Origin of the sequence: Natribacillus halophilus, assembly GCF_900100185.1 — a bacterium.
Classification (GTDB): Bacteria; Bacillota; Bacilli; order Bacillales; family Marinococcaceae; genus Natribacillus; species Natribacillus halophilus.
Genome location: NZ_FNEN01000019.1, coordinates 1 through 20013, shown reverse-complemented (window position 1 = coordinate 20013; position 20013 = coordinate 1). Strand labels below are relative to the sequence as shown.

The 20013-nt window shown below is 45.6% G+C and carries 20 protein-coding genes; 6 read left to right on the top strand and 14 right to left on the bottom strand.

The window, feature by feature from the left end; translation table 11 throughout:
• Positions 1-24: 24 nt before the first annotated feature.
• Complete coding sequence (locus tag BLS58_RS14780; RefSeq protein WP_090399572.1) at positions 25-303, top strand: hypothetical protein; 279 nt, start codon at positions 25-27, stop codon at positions 301-303.
• Between the two features lie 32 nt (positions 304-335).
• Here the strand turns inward: BLS58_RS14780 and BLS58_RS14775 are convergent, their stop codons facing one another.
• The 3 genes from BLS58_RS14775 to lipA form a co-directional block, all read right to left on the bottom strand.
• A complete protein-coding gene (locus BLS58_RS14775; RefSeq protein WP_090399570.1) occupies positions 336-1397 on the bottom strand; it encodes a tetraprenyl-beta-curcumene synthase family protein in 1062 nt (353 codons plus the stop codon).
• 1111 nt (positions 1398-2508) lie between these two features.
• Positions 2509-2781: a YutD family protein gene (locus tag BLS58_RS14770; protein ID WP_090399569.1), complete on the bottom strand. Its 273-nt coding sequence runs from the start codon at positions 2779-2781 to the stop codon at positions 2509-2511.
• 13 nt (positions 2782-2794) lie between these two features.
• Positions 2795-3718 (bottom strand): lipoyl synthase, encoded by a 924-nt coding sequence (lipA, locus tag BLS58_RS14765; protein WP_090399568.1) that lies wholly within the window; start codon positions 3716-3718, stop codon positions 2795-2797.
• Positions 3719-3880: 162 nt separating this feature from the next.
• Here lipA and BLS58_RS14760 point away from each other — a divergent pair, with 162 nt between their 5' ends.
• Positions 3881-4873, top strand: a complete 993-nt coding sequence (locus BLS58_RS14760) for a M23 family metallopeptidase (RefSeq protein WP_090399567.1) — start codon at positions 3881-3883, stop codon at positions 4871-4873.
• Between the two features lie 30 nt (positions 4874-4903).
• Here the strand turns inward: BLS58_RS14760 and BLS58_RS14755 are convergent, their stop codons facing one another.
• The 6 genes from BLS58_RS14755 to BLS58_RS14730 all read right to left on the bottom strand — a co-directional run bounded on the left by BLS58_RS14755 (position 4904) and on the right by BLS58_RS14730 (position 10696).
• Positions 4904-6265 carry a sodium-dependent transporter gene (locus BLS58_RS14755; protein ID WP_090399566.1) on the bottom strand — a complete coding sequence of 454 codons (1362 nt, stop codon included), beginning with the start codon at positions 6263-6265 and terminating at the stop codon, positions 4904-4906.
• Between the two features lie 125 nt (positions 6266-6390).
• Positions 6391-7248 carry a sporulation protein YunB gene (yunB, locus tag BLS58_RS14750; RefSeq protein WP_090399565.1) on the bottom strand — a complete coding sequence of 286 codons (858 nt, stop codon included), beginning with the start codon at positions 7246-7248 and terminating at the stop codon, positions 6391-6393.
• Between the two features lie 56 nt (positions 7249-7304).
• Positions 7305-7787, bottom strand: coding sequence for a dihydrofolate reductase (locus tag BLS58_RS14745; RefSeq protein ID WP_090399564.1), 483 nt, complete (start codon positions 7785-7787; stop codon positions 7305-7307).
• 11 nt (positions 7788-7798) lie between these two features.
• Positions 7799-8755: a thymidylate synthase gene (locus BLS58_RS14740; protein WP_090399563.1), complete on the bottom strand. Its 957-nt coding sequence runs from the start codon at positions 8753-8755 to the stop codon at positions 7799-7801.
• 157 nt (positions 8756-8912) lie between these two features.
• Positions 8913-9212 carry a YunC family protein gene (locus tag BLS58_RS14735; protein WP_090399562.1) on the bottom strand — a complete coding sequence of 100 codons (300 nt, stop codon included), beginning with the start codon at positions 9210-9212 and terminating at the stop codon, positions 8913-8915.
• Between the two features lie 77 nt (positions 9213-9289).
• A complete protein-coding gene (locus tag BLS58_RS14730) occupies positions 9290-10696 on the bottom strand; it encodes a bifunctional metallophosphatase/5'-nucleotidase (protein ID WP_090399561.1) in 1407 nt (468 codons plus the stop codon).
• A gap of 185 nt (positions 10697-10881) precedes the next feature.
• Here BLS58_RS14730 and BLS58_RS14725 point away from each other — a divergent pair, with 185 nt between their 5' ends.
• The 4 genes from BLS58_RS14725 (at position 10882) to BLS58_RS14710 (ending at position 15250) form a co-directional block, all read left to right on the top strand.
• The gene (locus tag BLS58_RS14725; RefSeq protein WP_090399560.1) at positions 10882-12372 is read left to right on the top strand and encodes a spore germination protein; all 1491 of its coding nucleotides are present in this window, start codon (positions 10882-10884) and stop codon (positions 12370-12372) included.
• Between the two features lie 5 nt (positions 12373-12377).
• Positions 12378-13445, top strand: a complete 1068-nt coding sequence (locus BLS58_RS14720; RefSeq protein ID WP_090399559.1) for a GerAB/ArcD/ProY family transporter — start codon at positions 12378-12380, stop codon at positions 13443-13445.
• Complete coding sequence (locus BLS58_RS14715) at positions 13442-14524, top strand: Ger(x)C family spore germination protein (protein ID WP_176764781.1); 1083 nt, start codon at positions 13442-13444, stop codon at positions 14522-14524. Before BLS58_RS14720 ends, BLS58_RS14715 begins: the two co-directional genes overlap by 4 nt.
• Positions 14525-14623: 99 nt before the next feature.
• Positions 14624-15250, top strand: coding sequence for a flavodoxin family protein (locus BLS58_RS14710; protein ID WP_090399557.1), 627 nt, complete (start codon positions 14624-14626; stop codon positions 15248-15250).
• Between the two features lie 759 nt (positions 15251-16009).
• Here the strand turns inward: BLS58_RS14710 and BLS58_RS14705 are convergent.
• From BLS58_RS14705 to BLS58_RS14685, 5 genes are all read right to left on the bottom strand, one after another.
• On the bottom strand, positions 16010-16918 hold the full coding sequence (locus tag BLS58_RS14705; RefSeq protein WP_090399556.1) for a glycine betaine ABC transporter substrate-binding protein: 909 nt from the start codon (positions 16916-16918) through the stop codon (positions 16010-16012).
• Positions 16915-17613 (bottom strand): cysteine hydrolase family protein, encoded by a 699-nt coding sequence (locus BLS58_RS14700; protein ID WP_245723196.1) that lies wholly within the window; start codon positions 17611-17613, stop codon positions 16915-16917. Before BLS58_RS14700 ends, BLS58_RS14705 begins: the two co-directional genes overlap by 4 nt.
• Positions 17614-18143: 530 nt before the next feature.
• Entirely contained in the window at positions 18144-18389 is a 246-nt protein-coding gene (locus tag BLS58_RS14695; protein WP_090399555.1) for a DUF4351 domain-containing protein, read from the bottom strand.
• On the bottom strand, positions 18380-18736 hold the full coding sequence (locus BLS58_RS18085; protein ID WP_090399554.1) for a hypothetical protein: 357 nt from the start codon (positions 18734-18736) through the stop codon (positions 18380-18382). The genes BLS58_RS14695 and BLS58_RS18085 overlap by 10 nt, the downstream gene beginning before the upstream one ends.
• A 498-nt stretch (positions 18737-19234) precedes the next feature.
• Complete coding sequence (locus tag BLS58_RS14685) at positions 19235-19777, bottom strand: hypothetical protein (protein WP_090399553.1); 543 nt, start codon at positions 19775-19777, stop codon at positions 19235-19237.
• Positions 19778-20013 lie beyond the last annotated feature (236 nt).

Genomic DNA, 20013 nt, shown 5'->3' with positions numbered 1-20013 from the left:
TCGTTTGCGAGGAAGTGAGCATGAATGCCGAAAAGAAATCGTCGCGAGAACTATAGCGATTTTGAATCTGTCGAATCACAGCAAAATGAATTGATCGGTGAGGAATTTGCGGAAGGCGCATATGGATCACCTTTCGAGGAAACCACCGGCCAGAAATCAACGCCATGGCAGCATGACCAACACAGGGTCACGGCGTTCACATACGAAAACCGCGAGTTACACGCCGGGGGCGGACGTTATTTCCCACAAGCTCATAAACCTCACTCCAGCGAAGATGAGGACAACGATAAAGGACGAGAATGACACGAAAACACTCCCGCTCTAGCGGGAGTGTTTTATGACGGTTGCCGTGCCCATTTGCTCCTGTTCAGGTAAAAGAAAGCGGTAGGCAGGCCGCCGAAACGAATAAACCGTTTCGCTGTTCCTTTCAACTCCTTATCCTCCTGTACTTTTTTGTCCGAGAGATAAAGGGCGATCAGGCCTTTGTTAATCAGTTGATGAAATTTCCAGTCCGGGAGCGTCTGAATACTCGCTTCCGCACTTTCTTTAATATGCCGAAAGCGTTGCACCATTTCTTCTTCATTTTCGTAGTAAAAAACGAAATTCAAATCTTCCTCTTCCCGATCCTCCACTTGATCGATGAAGTAGTCAAGCATAATGTGAAGACCCTGAACCCAGGGGAAATAGGCATTTTTCATCTCGCTCACTTCGTCGGCCATCATCTTCCGACGCGAGGTATAGGCGGCCAGGCAAAAAATCCCCAGTGTCGACCCTGAACAAGCGGAGAACTCATACCAGGTCATGGGCGGCAGATCCTGCTTGTGTTGGGCAAACCAGCTTTCCAGCCTGTCCTCGCGCTGACTTTTATCAATATGCTTGTACACCTGTAAGTCGCAATAATAAGCGGATAACCGTCGCATGGCCTCCTGGGCATCCGCAAAGCCCGGCAAATCTTTCAGGACATCCTGACAGGTAGTGACGAGCGAAGCCAAATAGCCCCCGTCATCCTGCTCCTCCCGATATTCATAATAATTGTCCGGCTCTTCTCCGGGCGTCAAGGCATGGTACATAGAACGATGCAGTGAACGAAAATCTCTTTCATCCAAAGAAGTGCTGCGGTCACAAAGGTTATCCAGGTAATCGCTGATCGTTTGATAAGCGACGATAAAACGGATCACATCCGCTTGGCGACCCTCCTCGGCGAGCAACCCGTAGACGGTGCCGCCCTCACAGTGAAACGTCTTTGCCTCTATGCTCGCCAGCGCTTGTTCCCGTAATTCTTCATTCGGGATTTCACTTGCTTTTTCTTTCCATTTATCCAGTTCATCATGCGCAGCAGGAAGCGTTTCCTGTCTGATTCTATACAATAAGGTCCATGGCTTCGTCGGCACTTTCACAACAGTCACTCCTTCTACGCAACGTATGCCTTTTGTCATCTATGTACAGCATACCGAACTGCGCTTTAATGAGCAAGGAGGTGCGTGTGTCGATTACTTGTATATAGCTCCTCTACTGCCGACAGCAATAATAAAAATTACAAGTTCACGATCATGGATCAATCTCTGGAATGGGCTTTCAGCTAAGAAGAAGCGCTATGTGATACCTCTGAAACTGGTGGGGCTGTCCCGAGAGGGATCAGAAGCGCGTTGTGATACCTCTAAAGCCGGTGGCGCCTCCTCGAGAGGGATCAGAAGCGCGTTGTGATACCTCTAAAGCCGGTGGCGCCTCCCCGAGAGGGATCAGAAAGGACATGTGATACCTCTTAAGCCGGGGAACACCGCCCGAGAGGGATCAGAAACGGCATGCGATACCTCTTACACCGCCCAATCACCCGGGCGGAAATTTCACTTTGCCCCTTTTTCACCCTCTGTTCATGCTCCAACCGCTCCCGTTGGAGCACTTTTTGCCGATTTCATCCTCTGTTCAAGCCTCAACCGCTCAAATTACATTTCCTCGTCATCATCGCCTCTCCATCAAATGAATCCCGATGCTCATGAATGTTGCCGCCATACAGAACAATACCGCTCCCGGTAATAGAAATGCTTGCCACTCCCAGGCGTAAACCGTCGCTCCGAAAAGCATCTCCATCCCGTGCCGGATCGGGCTCAAATAGGAAGCAGCGAGCATCATATCAGAATCAATCGCTTCCAGCGGCCAGCTTGCTTTTGAGGGATAACTTTGCGTCTCTTGTTCCTCTCAGGGCGGATCAACCTTCCTTTGAGGGGTTACTTCGTGCCTCTTGTTCCTCTCAGAGCGGATCAATCTCCTTTTGAGGGATTACTTTGCGCTTCTGATCCCTCTCGGAGCAGCTCGGCCTCCCTTTGAGGGATTACTTCGCGCTTCTGATCCCTCTCGGAGCAACTCGGCCCCCTTTTGAGGGATTACTTCGCGCTTCTGATCCCTCTCAGAGCAACTCGACCTCCCTTTGAGGGATTACTTCACGTCTCTCCACGCTGCAATCACCTCCGCCAAAACCAAAAAACCACCAGAGGCTTCACTCTGATGGCTTCATTTCACATTTTTTAAAATAAAATACGGGCAGCCGAAATTGCAGTATTCGTACAGGTAGTCATAAATCGTGCTCGCTTTTGAATCAAAGGTCGCCTTTTTATGATCGTCATGAAAAAACCCGCGCAGGCGTAGTTGTTCATGGCCCCAGTCTCCGACAATATAGTCGTACTTATTAAGGATTTCACTGTATCGCTTTAAAAATGCTTCTTCATCCCAGCCTTCCCTGGATTCTTCCAGGAGCTCAAATTGCTGGTTATGGGTTTGAACCATTTACGTCCCCCCATTACACAGGTGTCTGATCATCCTGATACTTCGCTGCTTCCTTCCAAACCTGCGCTTTATTCACCTGCTCATCGGCATGATACGAAGAGCGTACGAGCGGCCCCGCCTCACAATGGCGAAAGCCTTTCTGCATGGCGATTTCCTTAAAGCGTTCGAATTCCTCCGGCGTATAATATTTTTCTACGTTCAAGTGCTTTTTCGTCGGTTGCAAATACTGGCCAATGGTCATAATGTCCACATCATGAGCGCGCAGGTCGTCCATTACCTCTTCGATTTCTTCCGGTGTTTCCCCAAGTCCAATCATAAGGCTTGATTTCGTCGGAATATCCGGGTGTAACTCTTTCGAGTAACGAAGAAACTCCAGAGAACGATCGTATGTCGCCCGGGCACGGACCTTCTTCGTTAAACGGCGGACCGTTTCGACATTGTGGTTCAATATATTCGGACGTGCTTCCATGAGCGTATACAAGTTATCATGCAACCCCATCATATCCGAAGGCAAAACTTCAATCGTCGTCCACGGATTACGACGGCGAACAGCGCGAACGGTTTCCGCGTACACTCTTGAACCGCCGTCTTTAAGATCATCACGGGCGACAGCCGTAATCACCACATGTTTCAAGCCCATTTGTTCAACGGATTCGGCCACACGTTCCGGCTCTCCCCAATCGAGTTCATTCGGAAGTCCCGTCTTCACTGCGCAAAACCGACAGCCCCGTGTACAAACGTCCCCGAGGATCATGAATGTCGCGGTTTTTCTCACCGCCCAGCATTCGTGAATATTCGGACAGCGTGCTTCTTCACAGACGGTATGTAAATTTTTCTCGCGCATCATCTTCTTAAGGCCTCGATAGGATTCGTTCGTATTTAATTTTATTTTGAGCCAGTCAGGTTTACGTATATGTTCTTCATTTTTGGTTACCATGCGTTCACACCCCTTTAACATTTACTTTAACATGTTGTCGCAACCCGGTCCAAATTTTGTAATTGGTGAAATTGCTTATAAAAAACAAGTTTGATGCTCATATTTATCTGTTTCTGCCACATATTAAGAAAAGCTATCACCGACACAGAGAGGAGTCATGACATGAAAGTTAAAGCTTTCCCCCTCTTTTTACTCGTCCTCAGCCTTTCACTGACGTTTACCTCCGACATGAATGCGGCTGATGATGACCAGCAAAGCGACGATGATAACGAACGCATGATACTTTATAAAGAAATGGATGGCATCACGCATGTCCCCTGGTATTGGCTTGCAGCCATCGATGCCCATGAACGCGGATTAAATGTTGCCCGCGATGATCGGGATGAAAACGACCGACTCATTGACATTTATTATTCGCCTCGTGATTGGGTAGGTGCGTTAAACCCTGATCTTGAAGATAATGACGCGGAGCGCATAAGCATTTTCGGAGGCGTGGGGCTCGATGGGGATGACGATGGAAAAGCAAATCGCCAGGATGATCGGGATGTATTGTACACGATGGCAAGGCAGATTTCTACTTATGGCTATGATGATGAAAATATCCGCATCGGACTGTGGGACCATTATCAACGTGATCAAGCGGTCCGGATCATCAGCGGACACGCCAAACTTTTCAAGGCATATCAAACGATTGCCCTGGATGATTCGGCTTTTCCCGTCCCTTTGGAATACAACTACAGCTACAATAGCACCTGGGGAGACACACGGGGATGGGGCGGACGCAGAATTCATGAAGGCACGGATATATTCGCCGGTCACAGTACGCCTGTACTAGCCACCAAATACGGTGTCGTTGAGTTAAAAGGATGGAACACTTACGGAGGATGGCGTGTCGGCATTCGCGATCCAGAAAATGTCTATCACTATTACGCGCACCTGAGCAGTTTCGCGGATGGTATTGAAGAGGGGGCGATTGTGGAGCCCGGGATGGAGATTGGCAAGGTCGGTAGTTCCGGCTACGGAAAACCCGGAACGGAAGGCAAGTTCCCTCCGCATCTTCATTACGGCCTTTACCGGGATAACGGCTACTCGGAATGGTCGTTCGATCCGTATCCTTCCCTTAATTCGTGGGAGAAAAAAGATAGACAGAAGTAATAAAAAGGCCCCGCGGGGCCTTCAATTGTACTATACGCCAATGCCAAGGTAATTAGCGAGTAAGATAATGATGATCATGATGGGGGCCACAAAGCGAATCAGGAACAACCATAACTTGCCAAGCCCTTGATTTTTAAAGTCTGCTGTTTCGAATGCTTCTTGTCTTTTCCAGCCCCAACCGACAAAGAGCACAACAATCAAACCACCGATCGGCAAGAAGTAACTATCTGTTAAGATGTCGACAAAGTCAAGGATCGTTTCCCCGGCAATGAGAACATCACCCAAGGGACCGCCCTGGCTTAAAGCTGATGGCACCCCAACCGCAGTGATGACTGCTCCAACGATGATGGCTGCTTTTTTCCGATTTAAATTAAATCGGCGAATCGCGAAAGAAATACTAACTTCAGCGAGTGAAATAGCTGATGACAACCCTGCAATAAAGACAAGGAAGAAGAACACGACCGCAAAGAATGTCCCCCCTGCGCCTGCCATTTGATTGAATACTTCAGGCAAGACAGCGAAGATCAAGGTCGGCCCCTGGTCTACTTCTATTCCGCCAATCGCAAATATGGCAGCAAAAATAACAATCCCTACCACAATTGCGAAAAGGGTATCCATAATCACAATACCTGTTGCCATTCCCGGCAAGCGATGCCCGGTTTGGTTTGACAAGTAACCGCCATACGTGACCATAATCCCCATACCCAGGGAAAGCGTAAAGAATGCCTGACCGACGGCCGCGAGATATAAATCAGGATTGGCAAATGCACTCCAGTCAGGAATAAACAAAAACGATAACCCTTCGGCAGCGCCGCCCAGAGATAAACTATAGCCTGCCAAAATGATCAGAATGACCGCGAGTGCCGGCATGAAGATTTTATTGGAAAGCTCAATGCCTTTTTGTACACCGAAGTACAGGATGCCCACAATAATGGCCATGACGACCACTTGCCAAATAACCGGGAGAAAATCATGGCCGATGAACCCTTCGAAAAACTCTCCAATTCCTCCGGGTTCCACTTCCTGAACGGTGCCGACTAAGTAACTGAACATGTAATATAAGACCCAACCTGTAATGACCGCATAGAAAGATACGATTAAGAATGAAGTGATAACGCCGAGCCAGCCACCAATGACCCACGGTTTTGACCTAGTCGTTTTTTGGAATGATCCTACCGCATCGAGCTGACCACGCTTACCGATGGAAAATTCAGCAATCATTGTCGGCAAACCAATGATGAGTATACAAACAATGTACACCACTAAAAAAGCGCCGCCACCTAATTCACCGGTAATATAAGGAAAACGCCAAATATTACCCAAACCGACCGCTGAAGCGACGGCCGCAAGCATGAATCCATAGCGCGTCGCCCATTTTTCTCTTTCCTGCATCAAATGACCCCCTAACAATAAATTTTAATAAAATTATAATTAAAATATGTCCAAATGTCAAAAATATGCGTAAATAAAATAATAATAATCAAGAGACTTTGGACATTTCTCGAGCATCCGCGACATCAGTTTGTCGCATCTTCTTCATCTCCCGGCATCTCTTCGATTTCGGCATCCGGGTCCTGCATCTCCACGCCTTCTTCATCTCCACTCGGCGTAATGGCCGGAATCGGCATGCCGCCCCCTTCCCCATAATAGTCCGGTACATCTCCGGGCACGAATACCATTCCCACGGGAACAGTCGTGGTCATTGTATCTTCTTCGGTACCAAAAGGAATCACAACCCGAATATCCATTTCAATAGAAAGACTAATCCGTAACCATGTATTATTGATCCCTACATTTTCCACTCGTTCTTCCATGTCGACATGAGGGTCTCCGACCGCAGAAAAACTCACCGGTACTTGGGGTCCCAGCTGAGCCAAAAGGGCGTTGTTCGTAGCCATTCCGAGGGGGATGTTGTAAATCGCCCCATCTTCAGTACCATCAGCATCCGCGTCCTCCAACTCTTCTTCCAATTCCGCGGGGACATCTCCATTGGTCATGCCTGCTTCCACTTCATCCAGAAACGAATGGATACGATCAATCGCTTCCTCCAGCACTTGATTATACACCGCGGCATCAAAGGCCAACGAAGAAATATCCCCATCCTCGGTTCTTTCCATCAACACAAGGTCATCCAAATGATCCTGTTCGGTCAAGTCTCCGGATACAGCTTGATGAATAGCTTGATTGGAAATTCGCTGCGTCTCGATCGTGGCAATCGTCATCAAGGCAGGACGCACATGTTGATCAACGAAATACAATCCCTGTATGGTTAAAAAAATAAATATAACACTGGAAATGAGCAGAACATAGCGAAAAGGGAGTGGCCCGCCACCCCTGCGCTGTTTTCTCCTGTTGTGTACTCGTTTCAAAGCCATTCTTACCCCTCCCTTGCTATATACATATGCAAGGGAGGACAGGTTAAGCTTATTTTTTAGCGACGCTCGTAAATCTGAAACCAGTAATCAAATGGATTTTTTTCATTTCGAATGCCTTTTTCTTTCCACACGAGCTCCCATTCTTCCAAATCAAACGTAGGGAAAAAGCGATCGGCGTCAAATGTTTCAGCGATATAGGTGATATAAAGCCGCTCAGCATATGGGAAAACTTGTTCATAAACATCACTTCCGCCGAGCACCACCCATTCTTCATCTAAACGCTTTGCATTCATGACTTCCTCGATCGAATGGACAACCTCCGCCCCTTCAACCTTAAAGCTTTCCTGCCTGGTCAAAACGATGTTGCGCCGCTCTGGCAATGGCTTTCCAATCGCTTCAAATGTCGATCGCCCCATCACGATCGTCTTGCCGACCGTATTTTTTTTCAAAAAGGCAAGATCCGCCGGCAAGTGCCAGGGCATGGCGTTATTTTTCCCAATTCCGCGGTTGCGGTCGTACGCGACCATCATTGATAACAATAGGCTCCCTCCTATACAGCAATCGGGGCACGAATCGCCGGATGAGGGTGATATCCCTCAAGTGTGATATCGTCTACTTCCACATCAAAAATCGATCGTCCCGGATGATGAATGGAAATCGCAGGCAAAGTCAGCGGTTCGCGTGTAAGCTGAGTGCGCGCCTGCTCGATGTGATTTTGGTAAATATGGGCGTCTCCCAACGTGTGCACGAGTGTTCCGACATCAAGGTCGCATTCCCGCGCGATTAACTGTGTGAGCAACGCGTAGCTTGCGATATTAAAGGGTACCCCGAGGAACATATCCGCGCTGCGCTGGTAAAGCTGACAAGAAAGCTTTCCGTTCGCAACATAAAATTGAAACAATGTGTGGCAGGGTGGAAGCGCCATTGCGGGAACGTCTTCCGGGTTCCAGGCAGAAACGAGTAAACGCCGTGAATCAGGGTTATGTTTAATCATTTCAATCACTTGTCCCAGTTGATCGATCGCCTCTCCCCTGGACGTTTTCCACGCCCGCCACTGCTGACCGTAAATGCTTCCCAGTTCCCCGTACTGGGCGGCGAAAGCTTCGTCGTTAAGGATCCGTTGTTTGAACTTGGCCATCTCTTGTTCATAGCGCTCACGAAAGGCGTCGTCTTCCAGTGCGCGCCGCCCAAAATCCGTCATGTCCGGACCATCGTAATCCTCACTGTGTACAAAGCGCTGAAAAGCCCATTCATTCCAAATATTATTATTGTGCGTGAGTAAGTAGCGAATGTTGGTGTCGCCTTTCATAAACCATAACAATTCGCTTTTTATTAATCTGAAAGGGACATGCTTGGTCGTTAATAACGGAAAGCCTTCTTTTAAGTTAAATTTCATCTGGTTCCCAAACGTTGATAATGTTCCTGTGCCTGTCCGATCGGACTTTTCATCACCGGTATCCAGAATATCAGACAGAAGATCAAGATATTGCTGTTCACTGCTGCTCATCGCCATCTCCTCCTTAAGACAAAGCTTCTGTGCGAACACAGAAGCATTTTTAGCAGGTAAGAAAGTATAAACCACTTTCTTATCCTGCATAAGTGCAACTAAGGCTTATCGCCTTAAAGGCTTGGCGATAAGCCAAGTTTTCTTTATTAGTCTTGGCTTACATCTTCAGCAAAGCCTCGCGGCCGGTCATCCCCGGCTGAATCCCGCGCGCTTCAGCCGCAAGCGTCACTAACTCCAACGGAGCGCCAAGCAGTTGTTCCACTGTTCGTACACCAACCGCGCGTCCGGCGACGATTTCACGATCGGCTAACTTTTCGTTTAAGAGCTGAACGTCTAAAGCGCCGCACATAATATACCCTACATCATTGGTAACCGCCATAAAATTGGTCTTCGGCAGTTTCATCGTGACCGCCTGAAACGGCACGCCGTCTATATCCACCGGTGACATTTCCAACATTCATACATCCATCCTTTCTGGGTACTAGTGTATGAAATGAAGGTCATTTTGTAAGGGCGGATTAAACAAACGTTTATTTAATTTTTGCCAGACTCCTTTTTTAGGCCCCAAGCGATGATGTCACGAATGAATTCCGGCATGATATAACGTTTATGCTGACTGGAAGCAATCTCGGGATATAAACTCCCAAATGTTAACATATCCGCCGTCGCCACCTCGTAATCACCGTGTTCATCAATCTCCTGTCCCTGAAAATAAATGTTGTTCACGCGAAACGTTCCTGTCTCCCCCTGTTCAACATCGACATCCAGTCCGGCGAAAACGAGCCGCCCTAGTTTATAGCCGCGAAATCCGTAGCCTTTTAACGGCAGATGGATCATTTTTTCCGTAAAAGACTGATGGATGGCCTGTTTCAATTGATGCCCCTTTAATTGCACGACACAGGGATTGACCGGGTGCGGACAAAGCTCATGTAAATCACCTTTGGTAATTTTCCCTTCCCGCAATGATGCCAACAATAAGCCGGAATGGATCATGGCTATATCTGTCTGACACCACTGTCTTAACTGCTGAACGAGGAATGTCGAAAACGATGACGGCTCTGTCCAAGAGATGGCGAGGGGTTCCTCCCGGGAGGCAACGACTTCGGTTAACGCCCGATTTGCTTCCTGCTGCAGATTTGCCAGTTTGTTTCCTACTCGCGCAGACTCTGGTACGGCGCCTTCCATGGAGACGAGCCCCCCGTGACCGTTCAATACTTTTCTACTTTCTGTATCATAGGTCAATGCCACTTCACCGACGTGAGTTCCCAGTTTGCCCGTTTGCGTAATCAGCGTCCCATTCATCCACGGCGCCGGATCGAGACGATGATGGGTATGCGCCCCGAGGATAACATCCACATCATAAGCCGAAGCGATTTGTTCATCACGAAAAAGACCGAGATGCGAAAGAAGGATAACGATATCGGCCGATTGACGTAAGAGCGGTAATTCTTCATCCAGAATGTCGAAAGGGTCTTGAATATTCCACCCAAGCTCGTTGTAAAACGGGAAAAAAGGGGTGGTTAAACCCATCATGCCGATCACAGGACCATCGGAAGATACCGGCATCGTGCCGGCTTTTTTTGCCCAGGAAGGGCGTTTGCCTCCTTCGTTATACAAATTGCTCAAAAAAACATCAAAGTTTGCCGAGGTATATAGTTGCTCCAAAGTTTCTTTCGGAAAAGTAACCCCTTCATTATTGCCTATCGTCGCGTATTGAATGGGAGACGCGTTCAACAGATCAATGTTCCCTCTCCCTGATGTCGCTTCCGTGATCGAGTGGACGCGATCCGCGTGGTCGCCGAGATCAAAGAACAACGCCTCTTCGCCACGCGATTGGTGATGTCGCTCTTGCTTCTCCAAATAGTCCACGATTTTCGGCCATTGTTGCAGCTGACTGTGCAAATCATTCGTATGATAAATATACAATTGCTTACTGGCCATATAACTGACACCACCATCCTTAGGCTCACGATGAGCCTTCCCAAGCTTTCCTTATAAAATTTTATCACGGAATACGGAAATTAGCGAAGTTAAAACCCGGAAAAAAGGATGACCAATGATGCGGAATAAAATCTCAGTTTTTGGCACAACTTAACACCTAGATCTTTTAGGTAGGTGAACGGCATATGTTTAAGCATTTTGAAAGGAAGAAAATCAGCCACAGGAAACAAAAATCCCTGCAGGAACTCCTTGCTGTTTGCCAAAAATCGGCGGATTTTTTGTCCTTTCAAGCATCTGACCAGAGTCCCTTTTCGGTCCATTACATCAATTCATTGGTGGAAGATCATCATGTCCATGATGAAATTCTGCCTTACCTCAAGAAAAATGACCAAATGACCATTGCTGACCTCCAGCAGGTGATCCCTATTGAGGACGCCCAAATCATTCATCATGTCCCGGATATCGAACAAGACATCATGAGCGGTCATATCATCATCCAAATAAAAGATGATGATCGCGTGCTCAGCCTTCCTGCAGCTTTGCATGAAAAACGTTCCCTTGAAGTTCCTGAAACTGAATTCACCGTCGTCGGACCCCAGGAAGCGTTTATCGAATCGATCGATGTCAATCTGAATCTCATTCGCAAACGGTTGGCGATTCCTGAGTTGGTCATCGATGAATTCAAAGTCGGTCGCCTAAGCAGAAATCGGTTGGCGATTCTTTCGATCGACGGCATCACGGATCCGCAACTCCTGCAAACCCTAACCCAGCGTATCCGCGATGCGGACTACGATGAAGTCGTCGACACCTCGCAAATGGCCCTTTTGATTACTGACTACCCGCATTCTTTTTTTCCGCAATTGTTGGAAACGTCAAGGCCGGATCGGGTAGCGTCGGGATTGGCAGAAGGAAAAGTTGCCTTCACCATGGATGGATCTCCACAAACGTATCTGGCCCCGGCCAACTTTCTGGAGTATTTTTCGTCTCCGGATGATCATTACATGATGTGGCCCATTGGCCTAGCCTTGCGATTGATTCGCATCGTTGCCCTCTTATTCTCTGTCCATGCCACAGCTTTTTATGTCGCTGTAACCTCCTATCATCACGAATTGGTCCCTGATGAATTGTTGGACACGCTCGTGGCAACAAGAATCGAAGTTCCCTATCCCCCCATTGTCGAAGTGCTACTCCTCGAGGTCACTGTCGAGCTGTTGCGGGAAGCCGGGGCCAGACTGCCAAATCGTATCGGACAAACCATTGGAATCGTCGGCGGGATTGTCATCGGAACGGCCGTCGTTGAAGCGTCTTTAGCCAGCAGTGTGCTTTTAATTATCATCGGCATTACAGCTCTTGCCTCCTTCACGGCGCCCATATACCAGATGGGAAATACCATTCGATTGATTCGTTTTCCTTTCCTGGTTTTTGCGCAGTGGCTCGGTTTATTTGGCGTCGCTGTCTGTTCATTATTTTTTCTCAATCATTTATTCAAGCTGACATCTTTAGGCCATCCCTACCTGGCCCCCATCTATCCGTTGCGTATCAGGGATCTTAGAGATACGCTCATCAAACTCCCGACGCGCCAGCAACAACTGCGCCCAAAGGTGCTTCGGCCATTACAAAGGAAGCGTTTTGATCCCAAACCCAGGAAAAAGACCTCCAAAGATATCGAGGAATAGGGAGTATGGCTATGCGATTGCAACCCCCGGTAACAAGACAAGTGTCGCCGTTTTTTGCTTTTTTTATCGTGACGACCACGCAAATTGGCGTCGGCATTTTTTCCTTTCAATTATCCTTGATCTCTTTCGCCGGACATGATGGCTGGATCGCTGTCATACTCTCGGCGTTGCTGATTCATGTCGTCATCTGGCTCATCTACAAGCTGCTCCCGACCCATCATACCATCGTTGATATTCACCAGAAGGTATTCGGGAAGTGGATAGGGGCCTTTGTCAGTCTCTATTTCCTCTTCTACTACAGTTTATTCGCGCTGGTAACGCTTGTCGTCTATACGCAAATACTCCGTGTCTGGTTATTTCCTGAAATCTCTCCCTGGGTGTTTTTCCTGGTCCTTGGTGCTCTGGTTTATGTCTTTACGATGGGCGGCCTGCGAAAAATTCTCGGTGCCAGCGTGTTGGCGGTCTTTATAACTGTAACGTTCCTGGCTTTTCCCCACCTTCCTTATGGGCAGATGCAACTGGGAAGCTTATTTCCCATCGGGGACCATGCCCCGATGGATCTATGGTTAGCGACAAAAGAGATGACGTTTCAATATTTAGGTTTTGAGATTCTTTTGATGGCTTATCCCTTTCTCAAAGACGCACCGCGATCGCATAAATGGGCCCAATACGGGGTGACATTCAGTATGATCACGTATCTGGTGAGTTTCATCCTTCCTATTCTCTATTTTCATGAACACCATTTGGCCACGATTCTATGGCCGACGTTGACATTATGGAACATGGAGTATTTCGGGATGGCGGCGTGGAGTTTCGTCGTGTTGCCGAATATGGCTTTATGGTTATGGGCCGCCAGCCGTGTAGCCAAACAGTCGATAAACATTTCGCAAAAACATACCGTACGCGGGCTTTCGCTGCTGATTTTTGGCAGTGCGTTTTTCTTCACTACGTATCGAGCGATCGAAGACGTTTTGTCCTTTGCATCCGGTTTGGGCTTTTATACATTTTTTGTCTACTTGCCCATTTTATATATCTTACGGATGATCATCGTCAAAAGGAGGGATCGCTCATGAACAGAGGTGTGTGTATCATCGCTCTTTCTCTCCTCCTCGTTTCAGGGTGTTTTCCTCAACCTGAATATATTGAGGAAAACCAATATCTGCAAGCCATAGGGTACGATGATGAAGATGGAGAAATCCAGGCAACGGCCGTGACGACCGTCTTTCGACCGGCACAAGAAATGCTCTCCGATAACGAGACATTTACGGTTTCCAGAGAAAATCTGAAAGATTTCCAAAATCAGTTGCAAGCGGAAGCTTCCCGCTCCATGGAGGTTAGCCGGGTCCGCGTGCTCTTATTTAACGAAGATTTGGCTACTCAGGAAGGGATTTTCGACCTTTTGGACACTGTGCAGCGAAATCCGATGATCGAACAAGACATGGAGATAGCGACCACTCAGGCGTCCACACAGGATATTCTGGACGGGGACTATCCGTTTCAACAGTCCGTCTATAGGTATCTGCTTGACTTGATTGAACACAACCAGGAACAATATCTCCCCCCTTCATCGCTACATGATTTTATGTACCAGTATTACGCAGACGGGGCTGACCCTTATGTTACGAGAATAGACCAACAGGAAGGGCGCGTAGTGATTACGGGCATATCCTTATTCCAGGGGGACACGTACATCGATCACCTGGATATCGAGGATACACGCATATTTCAATATCTCGTTACGGATACCGATGAAGGGACCTTTAATATCGACCTCGATGATGATCAAAACGTGGTCATTCAGCGGATTTCATCCAAACCAAATTGGACTGTTACGCAAACGGACGATGAGATTCATGTGAGTGTGGAAGTGAAAATGGAGGGTGGGCTCAGAGAAGTTACTAATGTCGATGTATCCACACCGGAGAACATTCAGCAACTGGAGGATATCGCTGCCCGGAAACTCGAAAGTCAGATGGGTGAAACCATTCAATTTTTCCAGGAGAACGAGATCGACCCTATTGGCATTAGTGAGCGAGTAGGCCAAAATATCAGAGGACTGGATATTAAAAGGTGGAAAGATGAGACGTATCCTGACGTGGATGTTGATGTCAATGTTGATTTCACCATCGAAGATACCGGAGCTGTAGAATGAAAGTCTTATTGAAAAACCCTTGCCTTATATAGGTTTATTTTTTCTTAATCACGGTTATTAAACAACCAAGAATAAAAAGAGGGAGGAAAGATAACCGATATGAACAATTTTAAGGCGTTATTCTTGAATTGTTCTTTAAAAACAGGCGAGGACGTTTCAAATACCCAGGCTTTAATGGACGAAGTGTCAAGTATCCTCACATCGCACAGGATAGAATGCGAGACTGTGCGTATGGCTGACTACCATGTGCCCTACGGGGTTACGTATGATGAAGGGGGCGGGGATCAATGGCCGGAGATCCTCGCTAAAATCAGCGATGCGAATATCGTTGTAGTCGGTACGCCGCTTTGGATGGGCGAACAGAGCAGTATAGCGAAAAAGCTTATGGAACGAATATTTGGCAGTGGAGAGCTCACAAATGAAAGCGGACAGTCTATTTTTTATAATAAAGTAGGCGGCGTTGTCGTCACAGGTAATGAAGACGGTGCAAAAAATGCTGCAGCTTCACTTATTTTTGGTTTGAATTATATGGGCTTTACGATGCCTCCGTCACCAGTAACGTATTGGACAGGCGAGGCCGGGCCCGGCCCTTCCTTTATCGAAGAAGAAGGCATTAAGAACGAATTTACCGCGGGACAGGTGAAAACGATGGGATATAACCTGCTTCACATGGCAAGGATTCTAGAAAATAACGCAATTCCCGCAGAAGGAAACCAAAAAGCCTGACACGTTCTCTTTGATTGGCGCCGAAATAAATCATTTCGGCGCCAGTTTCGTTTAAAAGTTTTACCCGCGAAGATATACAACACCGATGGCGACCTAACGCTTTTTGCCATAGCACGTTAGGGCTTCATTTAGCGCTGTTGACGACCTAACGACTTCCGCCTTATCAAGTTAGGTCGTCATTTGCCGGGGTTGACGACCTAACGACTTCCTCTATATCACATTAGGTCGTCATTTAACGGTATTGACAACCTAACGGCCTTCGCCATGTTACGTTAGGGCTTCATTTGCCGATAGTAGGCAGTGAACACCCCTCCCCACAATCAAAAAGCCTCCCGCCCGAAAGCGAGAGGCTTATTTTCACGTTCCTAGCCGATCGACCCTTCCATCTCCATGCGGATTAATTTTGACTTTCAGATAAAATCATTCACCACACAAAACCCTTGATATATAAGGGTTTTTTCAATTTCTTTTGCAGATCATTTCAATGAAATTCAAAATAAAACGGGCAAAAAACGGGCAGCTTTTTCAGCACTCATGATCAATTGAATAAAAACCACTGGGCCCTCAATCTTATGGAGACAAAACAAATCATTCCTTTACTGTAAAAACAAGCCTTTCATACATCTGTATTTCCATTTTGGCACATTTTTTGTCGGGTAGATCAGGGATATTACTATCCCCTTCCCCCCTAAGAACCACACGTGTGTCTTTCAGCACTCGATTCAGGTATTCCCTGTAATAGCTGTAAAGCGTGTTTATTTATTGATTTAACATTGCCTCCACCTGATCACGATTTTCATCGATCCATTCCGAGGCAGATTCCTCGAATGGCTTACCCTCTTCTTCATACGCGTGCATTATTTCTTCTAAGTCGTCAATGTCCATTTCCCATTGCGATAAAATCTCATAAGCTCTAGGGTGCTCTTCCTCAATTTCGTTATAAGAAATGACGTAAACATTGTCGGTTTTAAAATATTCGTCCGGGTCATCCAACAGCTTCACATCATAATTCACAAACATCGAATGTGGCCGCCACCCGGTCACAATCACCGGCTCTTCAGCTTCAATTTTGGAATCAAGTTCACTGACCATTGCTTCTTCACTGGAAGTCATTAGATCGTATTCGCCCCCTATCTCATACCCTTCCACGGCATCTTCTGCAGCAGAAACGAGTCCGGCTCCCGGATCGATGCCAATTATTTCTTCATTAAATTTCTCAGCATTTCCCTCTAAATCTTCAATCGAATCTTCTTCTACATAGGACGGAACAGCAAACCCAAGAGGTGCACCTTCGTAGCTGGTCGCTACCTTTTGCAAATTGTCCTCATGTTCTGCCCAAAGGTCTTCTTCCGTATATGGGAGCCATGCATCCATAAAGAAGTCTATATCTTGTTGGGACAAACCTTGAAAAATATATGGTTGATCTACTCGTTCATATTCAACGTCATAACCGGCTTCTTCAAGAATAAGCCGAACGATTTCTGTCGGCGCTTCTGTACTCGTCCAGGTCGTTAGTCCGAAAGTAATCGTCTCATCTTCCATGTCTTTTCCATTTTCTTGGTTAATTTCCTCGGCCTGTTCGTCTGCTTCAGGGGTCTCATCTCCGCATGCTGCTAATATCGAGGCAGGAACGATACTGATCAACGCGTATAAAAAAAAGCTTTTCATTCGTGAACACCTCCGAGTTTATAAAACATTTCGCGCATCGTTTCAGGTGTAAATTGCATGGAGTCCGGTTCTAGTGATTTCCATGCTTGATGATCTTCGTTATGAATGTTTTTGATCAAATCCTCAGATTCGAATATGTTGATACCGTAAATCCAATTGGCCATGATTAAGATCGACGCCATGTGTGCGCCTTCGTTTGTTGCGGCACATATATCTTTCACGAGGTTAATTTGATAATCCTTGAAAAATCCGTCAAACGCAGATGTCATCACACATCCATCAGTGACAAACCCAGCAATAATGAGATGTTTAACATCCAAACTTCTCAAGATCAAATCTAAACTCGTTTCATGAAACGCACTCCAACGGAATTTATCAATGACAATCTCCTCTTTCTTTGGAGCGATTTCATCAAAAATTTGAAAGTTGTGCGAATCTGTCGAATAATATACAGGCTTTCCTTTATCATCCAGTGGTTCCCCTTTGGAAATACCAAAGCGATCGGAACGATTCATGTGGCGTGAGTAAATTACTGGGATATCTTGCTCTCGACAGACATTAATTAATTTTTGGGATTTTTTGATGACGTCTTCAACGCCTTCGATACCAAATTTACTTTCTTTTTGTAGATCAATTAAGAGCAGCGCTGTTTTTTGAAAATCCATAATTTCACCGTCTTTTATAGATATATTCATTGGTTCTCACCCAAAAAGATAATGTTCTCTTTTTCAACACTACATACAGTAGTGATTCAAATGATTTTGAAACGGGATGTTGTGGTTTTTAAACCATTTTATTAAAAGAAAGCCGTTTTTGGGGATTAACCTTCATTTAACAAACATAATTCACAATTAACGAATCCTCATTTTGACCTGACCATGTCATGTTTAAGTATCGAACCCTCCATGTCTATGATGAACTCCAAAATTCAACAGTTATCATCATACACATCGGATTTTCTCTCGTCAACGCAAAATATATAATTTCATTCATGATTATTCATAATCTCGACTGTTTAAAAAGTACCTGCGTATTCATGCTTACAAAAGAAGTACTAGTCTTGCAAACAATTACCATATATTATAAACAGGACGTCTTAGTGTACAAACCGGAAATCTTTTTGTTGGACCTTGACCATGCGCACATCCCATCAGTGTATTCTTGGTATATGATTAAGTAAGCTACACCAACACACATAAGTATTGGTGTAGTATACTTTAGCAAATCATTCGTTTTCCATTTTCACCATTTCAGCAATAATCTCTTGCGCATCTTCATAAGATTTTGCTGAAAATACTTTGCGTGATAATTCATCTAACAATTCTACATCCTCGATCGAACACACCTGTTCTTGTACTGAATCCGTCGTTGATCCAAACCTTGCGTCCAAAAAAGTTAAAATGGCATCTTGTTTTCCTTCTTGCTTTCCTTTCTCCGTCCCTCTTTGTTCATAAGAAGCCATTAATTCCATAACTTTCGCCTCTCGTTGGGATCAAGTTGAGTGACTTCGTCTGCCAGTATATGCTCTTCGCACTCTGAAAGCTCCAAATACAAAAATGTAGTTAGCAAATGATTCCGTGCCGTGTCGAGTTCAAGCCGAACAAGCATCCGTAAAGATTTTTTCTTAACCTCGATCTTTTCATCCTTAGTGGTCAGCAATAGGTAAGCCTTTGATGTGATCTCCAGCTTTTCCCCTGCTCTCTTAGCGTTTCTTTCGCCCACTTTGGATTGATATGGTTTAGATAATGGGAAGAACTCCCATTGATCGGCGACCCATTGGACTAGATCGTTCAGTACAATGTTTGAAAGCAGCGTCAATAAAAGTCCGCCTTATGCAAAGCTTCGCATAACTCGCCTTGCGGTGCGCCCAAGGGCGTATTTATGATATTTTTTCATGATTTCGTGATCTTTCTCGTGATGTTTTAGACGCTCCAAAAATCACTGCCCTGTTTTCCATTTCCTCAGCAGAACTAAATCTCTAGCTCAGTCTCCGTAGGAATACTGTCCTTGCGGCGTACCAAATATAGATAGGTTTCAAACGACACAAATCTCTTACATCATGCCGCCCTTATCTCAACCATATTCGCCTGCATTCACAATGTCTTTATCATATTGTGTGAGTATATATTTCCCCACAACAAAAAGGAATGTACATTCGTTTACTTTCATCAATAAACGCTTTTTTCGTTACTTTTTTGTTACCTTTTAAAAAGTAACATGTCAATTCTATTCCTCAACAAACGCGCCACGTCGCACGTTTGCGGTAGATTGAATGAACTGATATTATATAGAATTATTGTAGTTCCAGTTCCAGTATTAATAAAAACCAATATAAACATATGATGCACCGTAACTTAACAGTAGGCTAATAATAAAAAGTACGGACTTAATCGGAGCAAATTGAAAGGCCGAACTTATATCTCCAACAGGGATTCGTTTCCACAAAAATACCATTAAATCTCCGAAAATATAAACGATATTAAAAACAAAAGAGCCTCCAATGATAAAATTAGCGAGCGTGACATTATCAAAAGAATAGTTAATGGCAAAAGCAATGCAAAGGAAAACAAATGATTGTAAAATGAATCCGCCCATAACGAACAAAAATGATCTTTTACCGCCTGGATCATAGGTAAGATATGTACGTACAAAATTCCCTTCCTCATCATTAGGCTTTATCCAGTTTTTATCTTGATCTCTTAACGCAACATGTGCTGGATATTGAAATAATCTTATTTGTATATTTTCTTTTGGTATTCTTACTAAAAAGCGTCCTACAGTATAGTGACCCAGTTCATGAAACCAAATATGAATGAGTAATAAAATATAACCGCCTAAAAGCCAAAATAAAATATCCACGCTATCCTCCAACCTATACTATAAACGCACTGTCTTATTCCACTAAATGACCTGTTTCTGGTACAACTTTTATTCCATTATAGCGCTCTATAATTGAACAAGTTGATACTTACTTTTCAGGCATAGCGAATGTCACAGAAGCACCATTGTTTTCTTCGATTTTTATAAATATTTCATTTAGAATTTCTAATGCTCTTGCATTTGATTCATACTTCCCTAAATCTTTAGTCCAGTCA

Bases quoted from the DNA above. Each gene is read 5' to 3' on its own strand.
- BLS58_RS14780 (WP_090399572.1), top strand. From the start codon at position 25: ATGCCGAAAAGAAATCGTCGCGAGAACTATAGCGATTTTGAATCTGTC.
- BLS58_RS14770 (WP_090399569.1), bottom strand. From the start codon at position 2,781: ATGGTTCAAACCCATAACCAGCAATTTGAGCTCCTGGAAGAATCCAGG.
- lipA (WP_090399568.1), bottom strand. From the start codon at position 3,718: ATGGTAACCAAAAATGAAGAACATATACGTAAACCTGACTGGCTCAAA.
- BLS58_RS14760 (WP_090399567.1), top strand. From the start codon at position 3,881: ATGAAAGTTAAAGCTTTCCCCCTCTTTTTACTCGTCCTCAGCCTTTCA.
- BLS58_RS14755 (WP_090399566.1), bottom strand. From the start codon at position 6,265: ATGCAGGAAAGAGAAAAATGGGCGACGCGCTATGGATTCATGCTTGCG.
- yunB (WP_090399565.1), bottom strand. From the start codon at position 7,248: ATGGCTTTGAAACGAGTACACAACAGGAGAAAACAGCGCAGGGGTGGC.
- BLS58_RS14740 (WP_090399563.1), bottom strand. From the start codon at position 8,755: ATGAGCAGCAGTGAACAGCAATATCTTGATCTTCTGTCTGATATTCTG.
- BLS58_RS14735 (WP_090399562.1), bottom strand. From the start codon at position 9,212: ATGTTGGAAATGTCACCGGTGGATATAGACGGCGTGCCGTTTCAGGCG.
- BLS58_RS14730 (WP_090399561.1), bottom strand. From the start codon at position 10,696: ATGGCCAGTAAGCAATTGTATATTTATCATACGAATGATTTGCACAGT.
- BLS58_RS14725 (WP_090399560.1), top strand. From the start codon at position 10,882: ATGTTTAAGCATTTTGAAAGGAAGAAAATCAGCCACAGGAAACAAAAA.
- BLS58_RS14720 (WP_090399559.1), top strand. From the start codon at position 12,378: ATGGCTATGCGATTGCAACCCCCGGTAACAAGACAAGTGTCGCCGTTT.
- BLS58_RS14715 (WP_176764781.1), top strand. From the start codon at position 13,442: ATGAACAGAGGTGTGTGTATCATCGCTCTTTCTCTCCTCCTCGTTTCA.
- BLS58_RS14710 (WP_090399557.1), top strand. From the start codon at position 14,624: ATGAACAATTTTAAGGCGTTATTCTTGAATTGTTCTTTAAAAACAGGC.
- BLS58_RS14705 (WP_090399556.1), bottom strand. From the start codon at position 16,918: ATGAAAAGCTTTTTTTTATACGCGTTGATCAGTATCGTTCCTGCCTCG.
- BLS58_RS14700 (WP_245723196.1), bottom strand. From the start codon at position 17,613: ATGAATATATCTATAAAAGACGGTGAAATTATGGATTTTCAAAAAACA.
- BLS58_RS14695 (WP_090399555.1), bottom strand. From the start codon at position 18,389: ATGGAATTAATGGCTTCTTATGAACAAAGAGGGACGGAGAAAGGAAAG.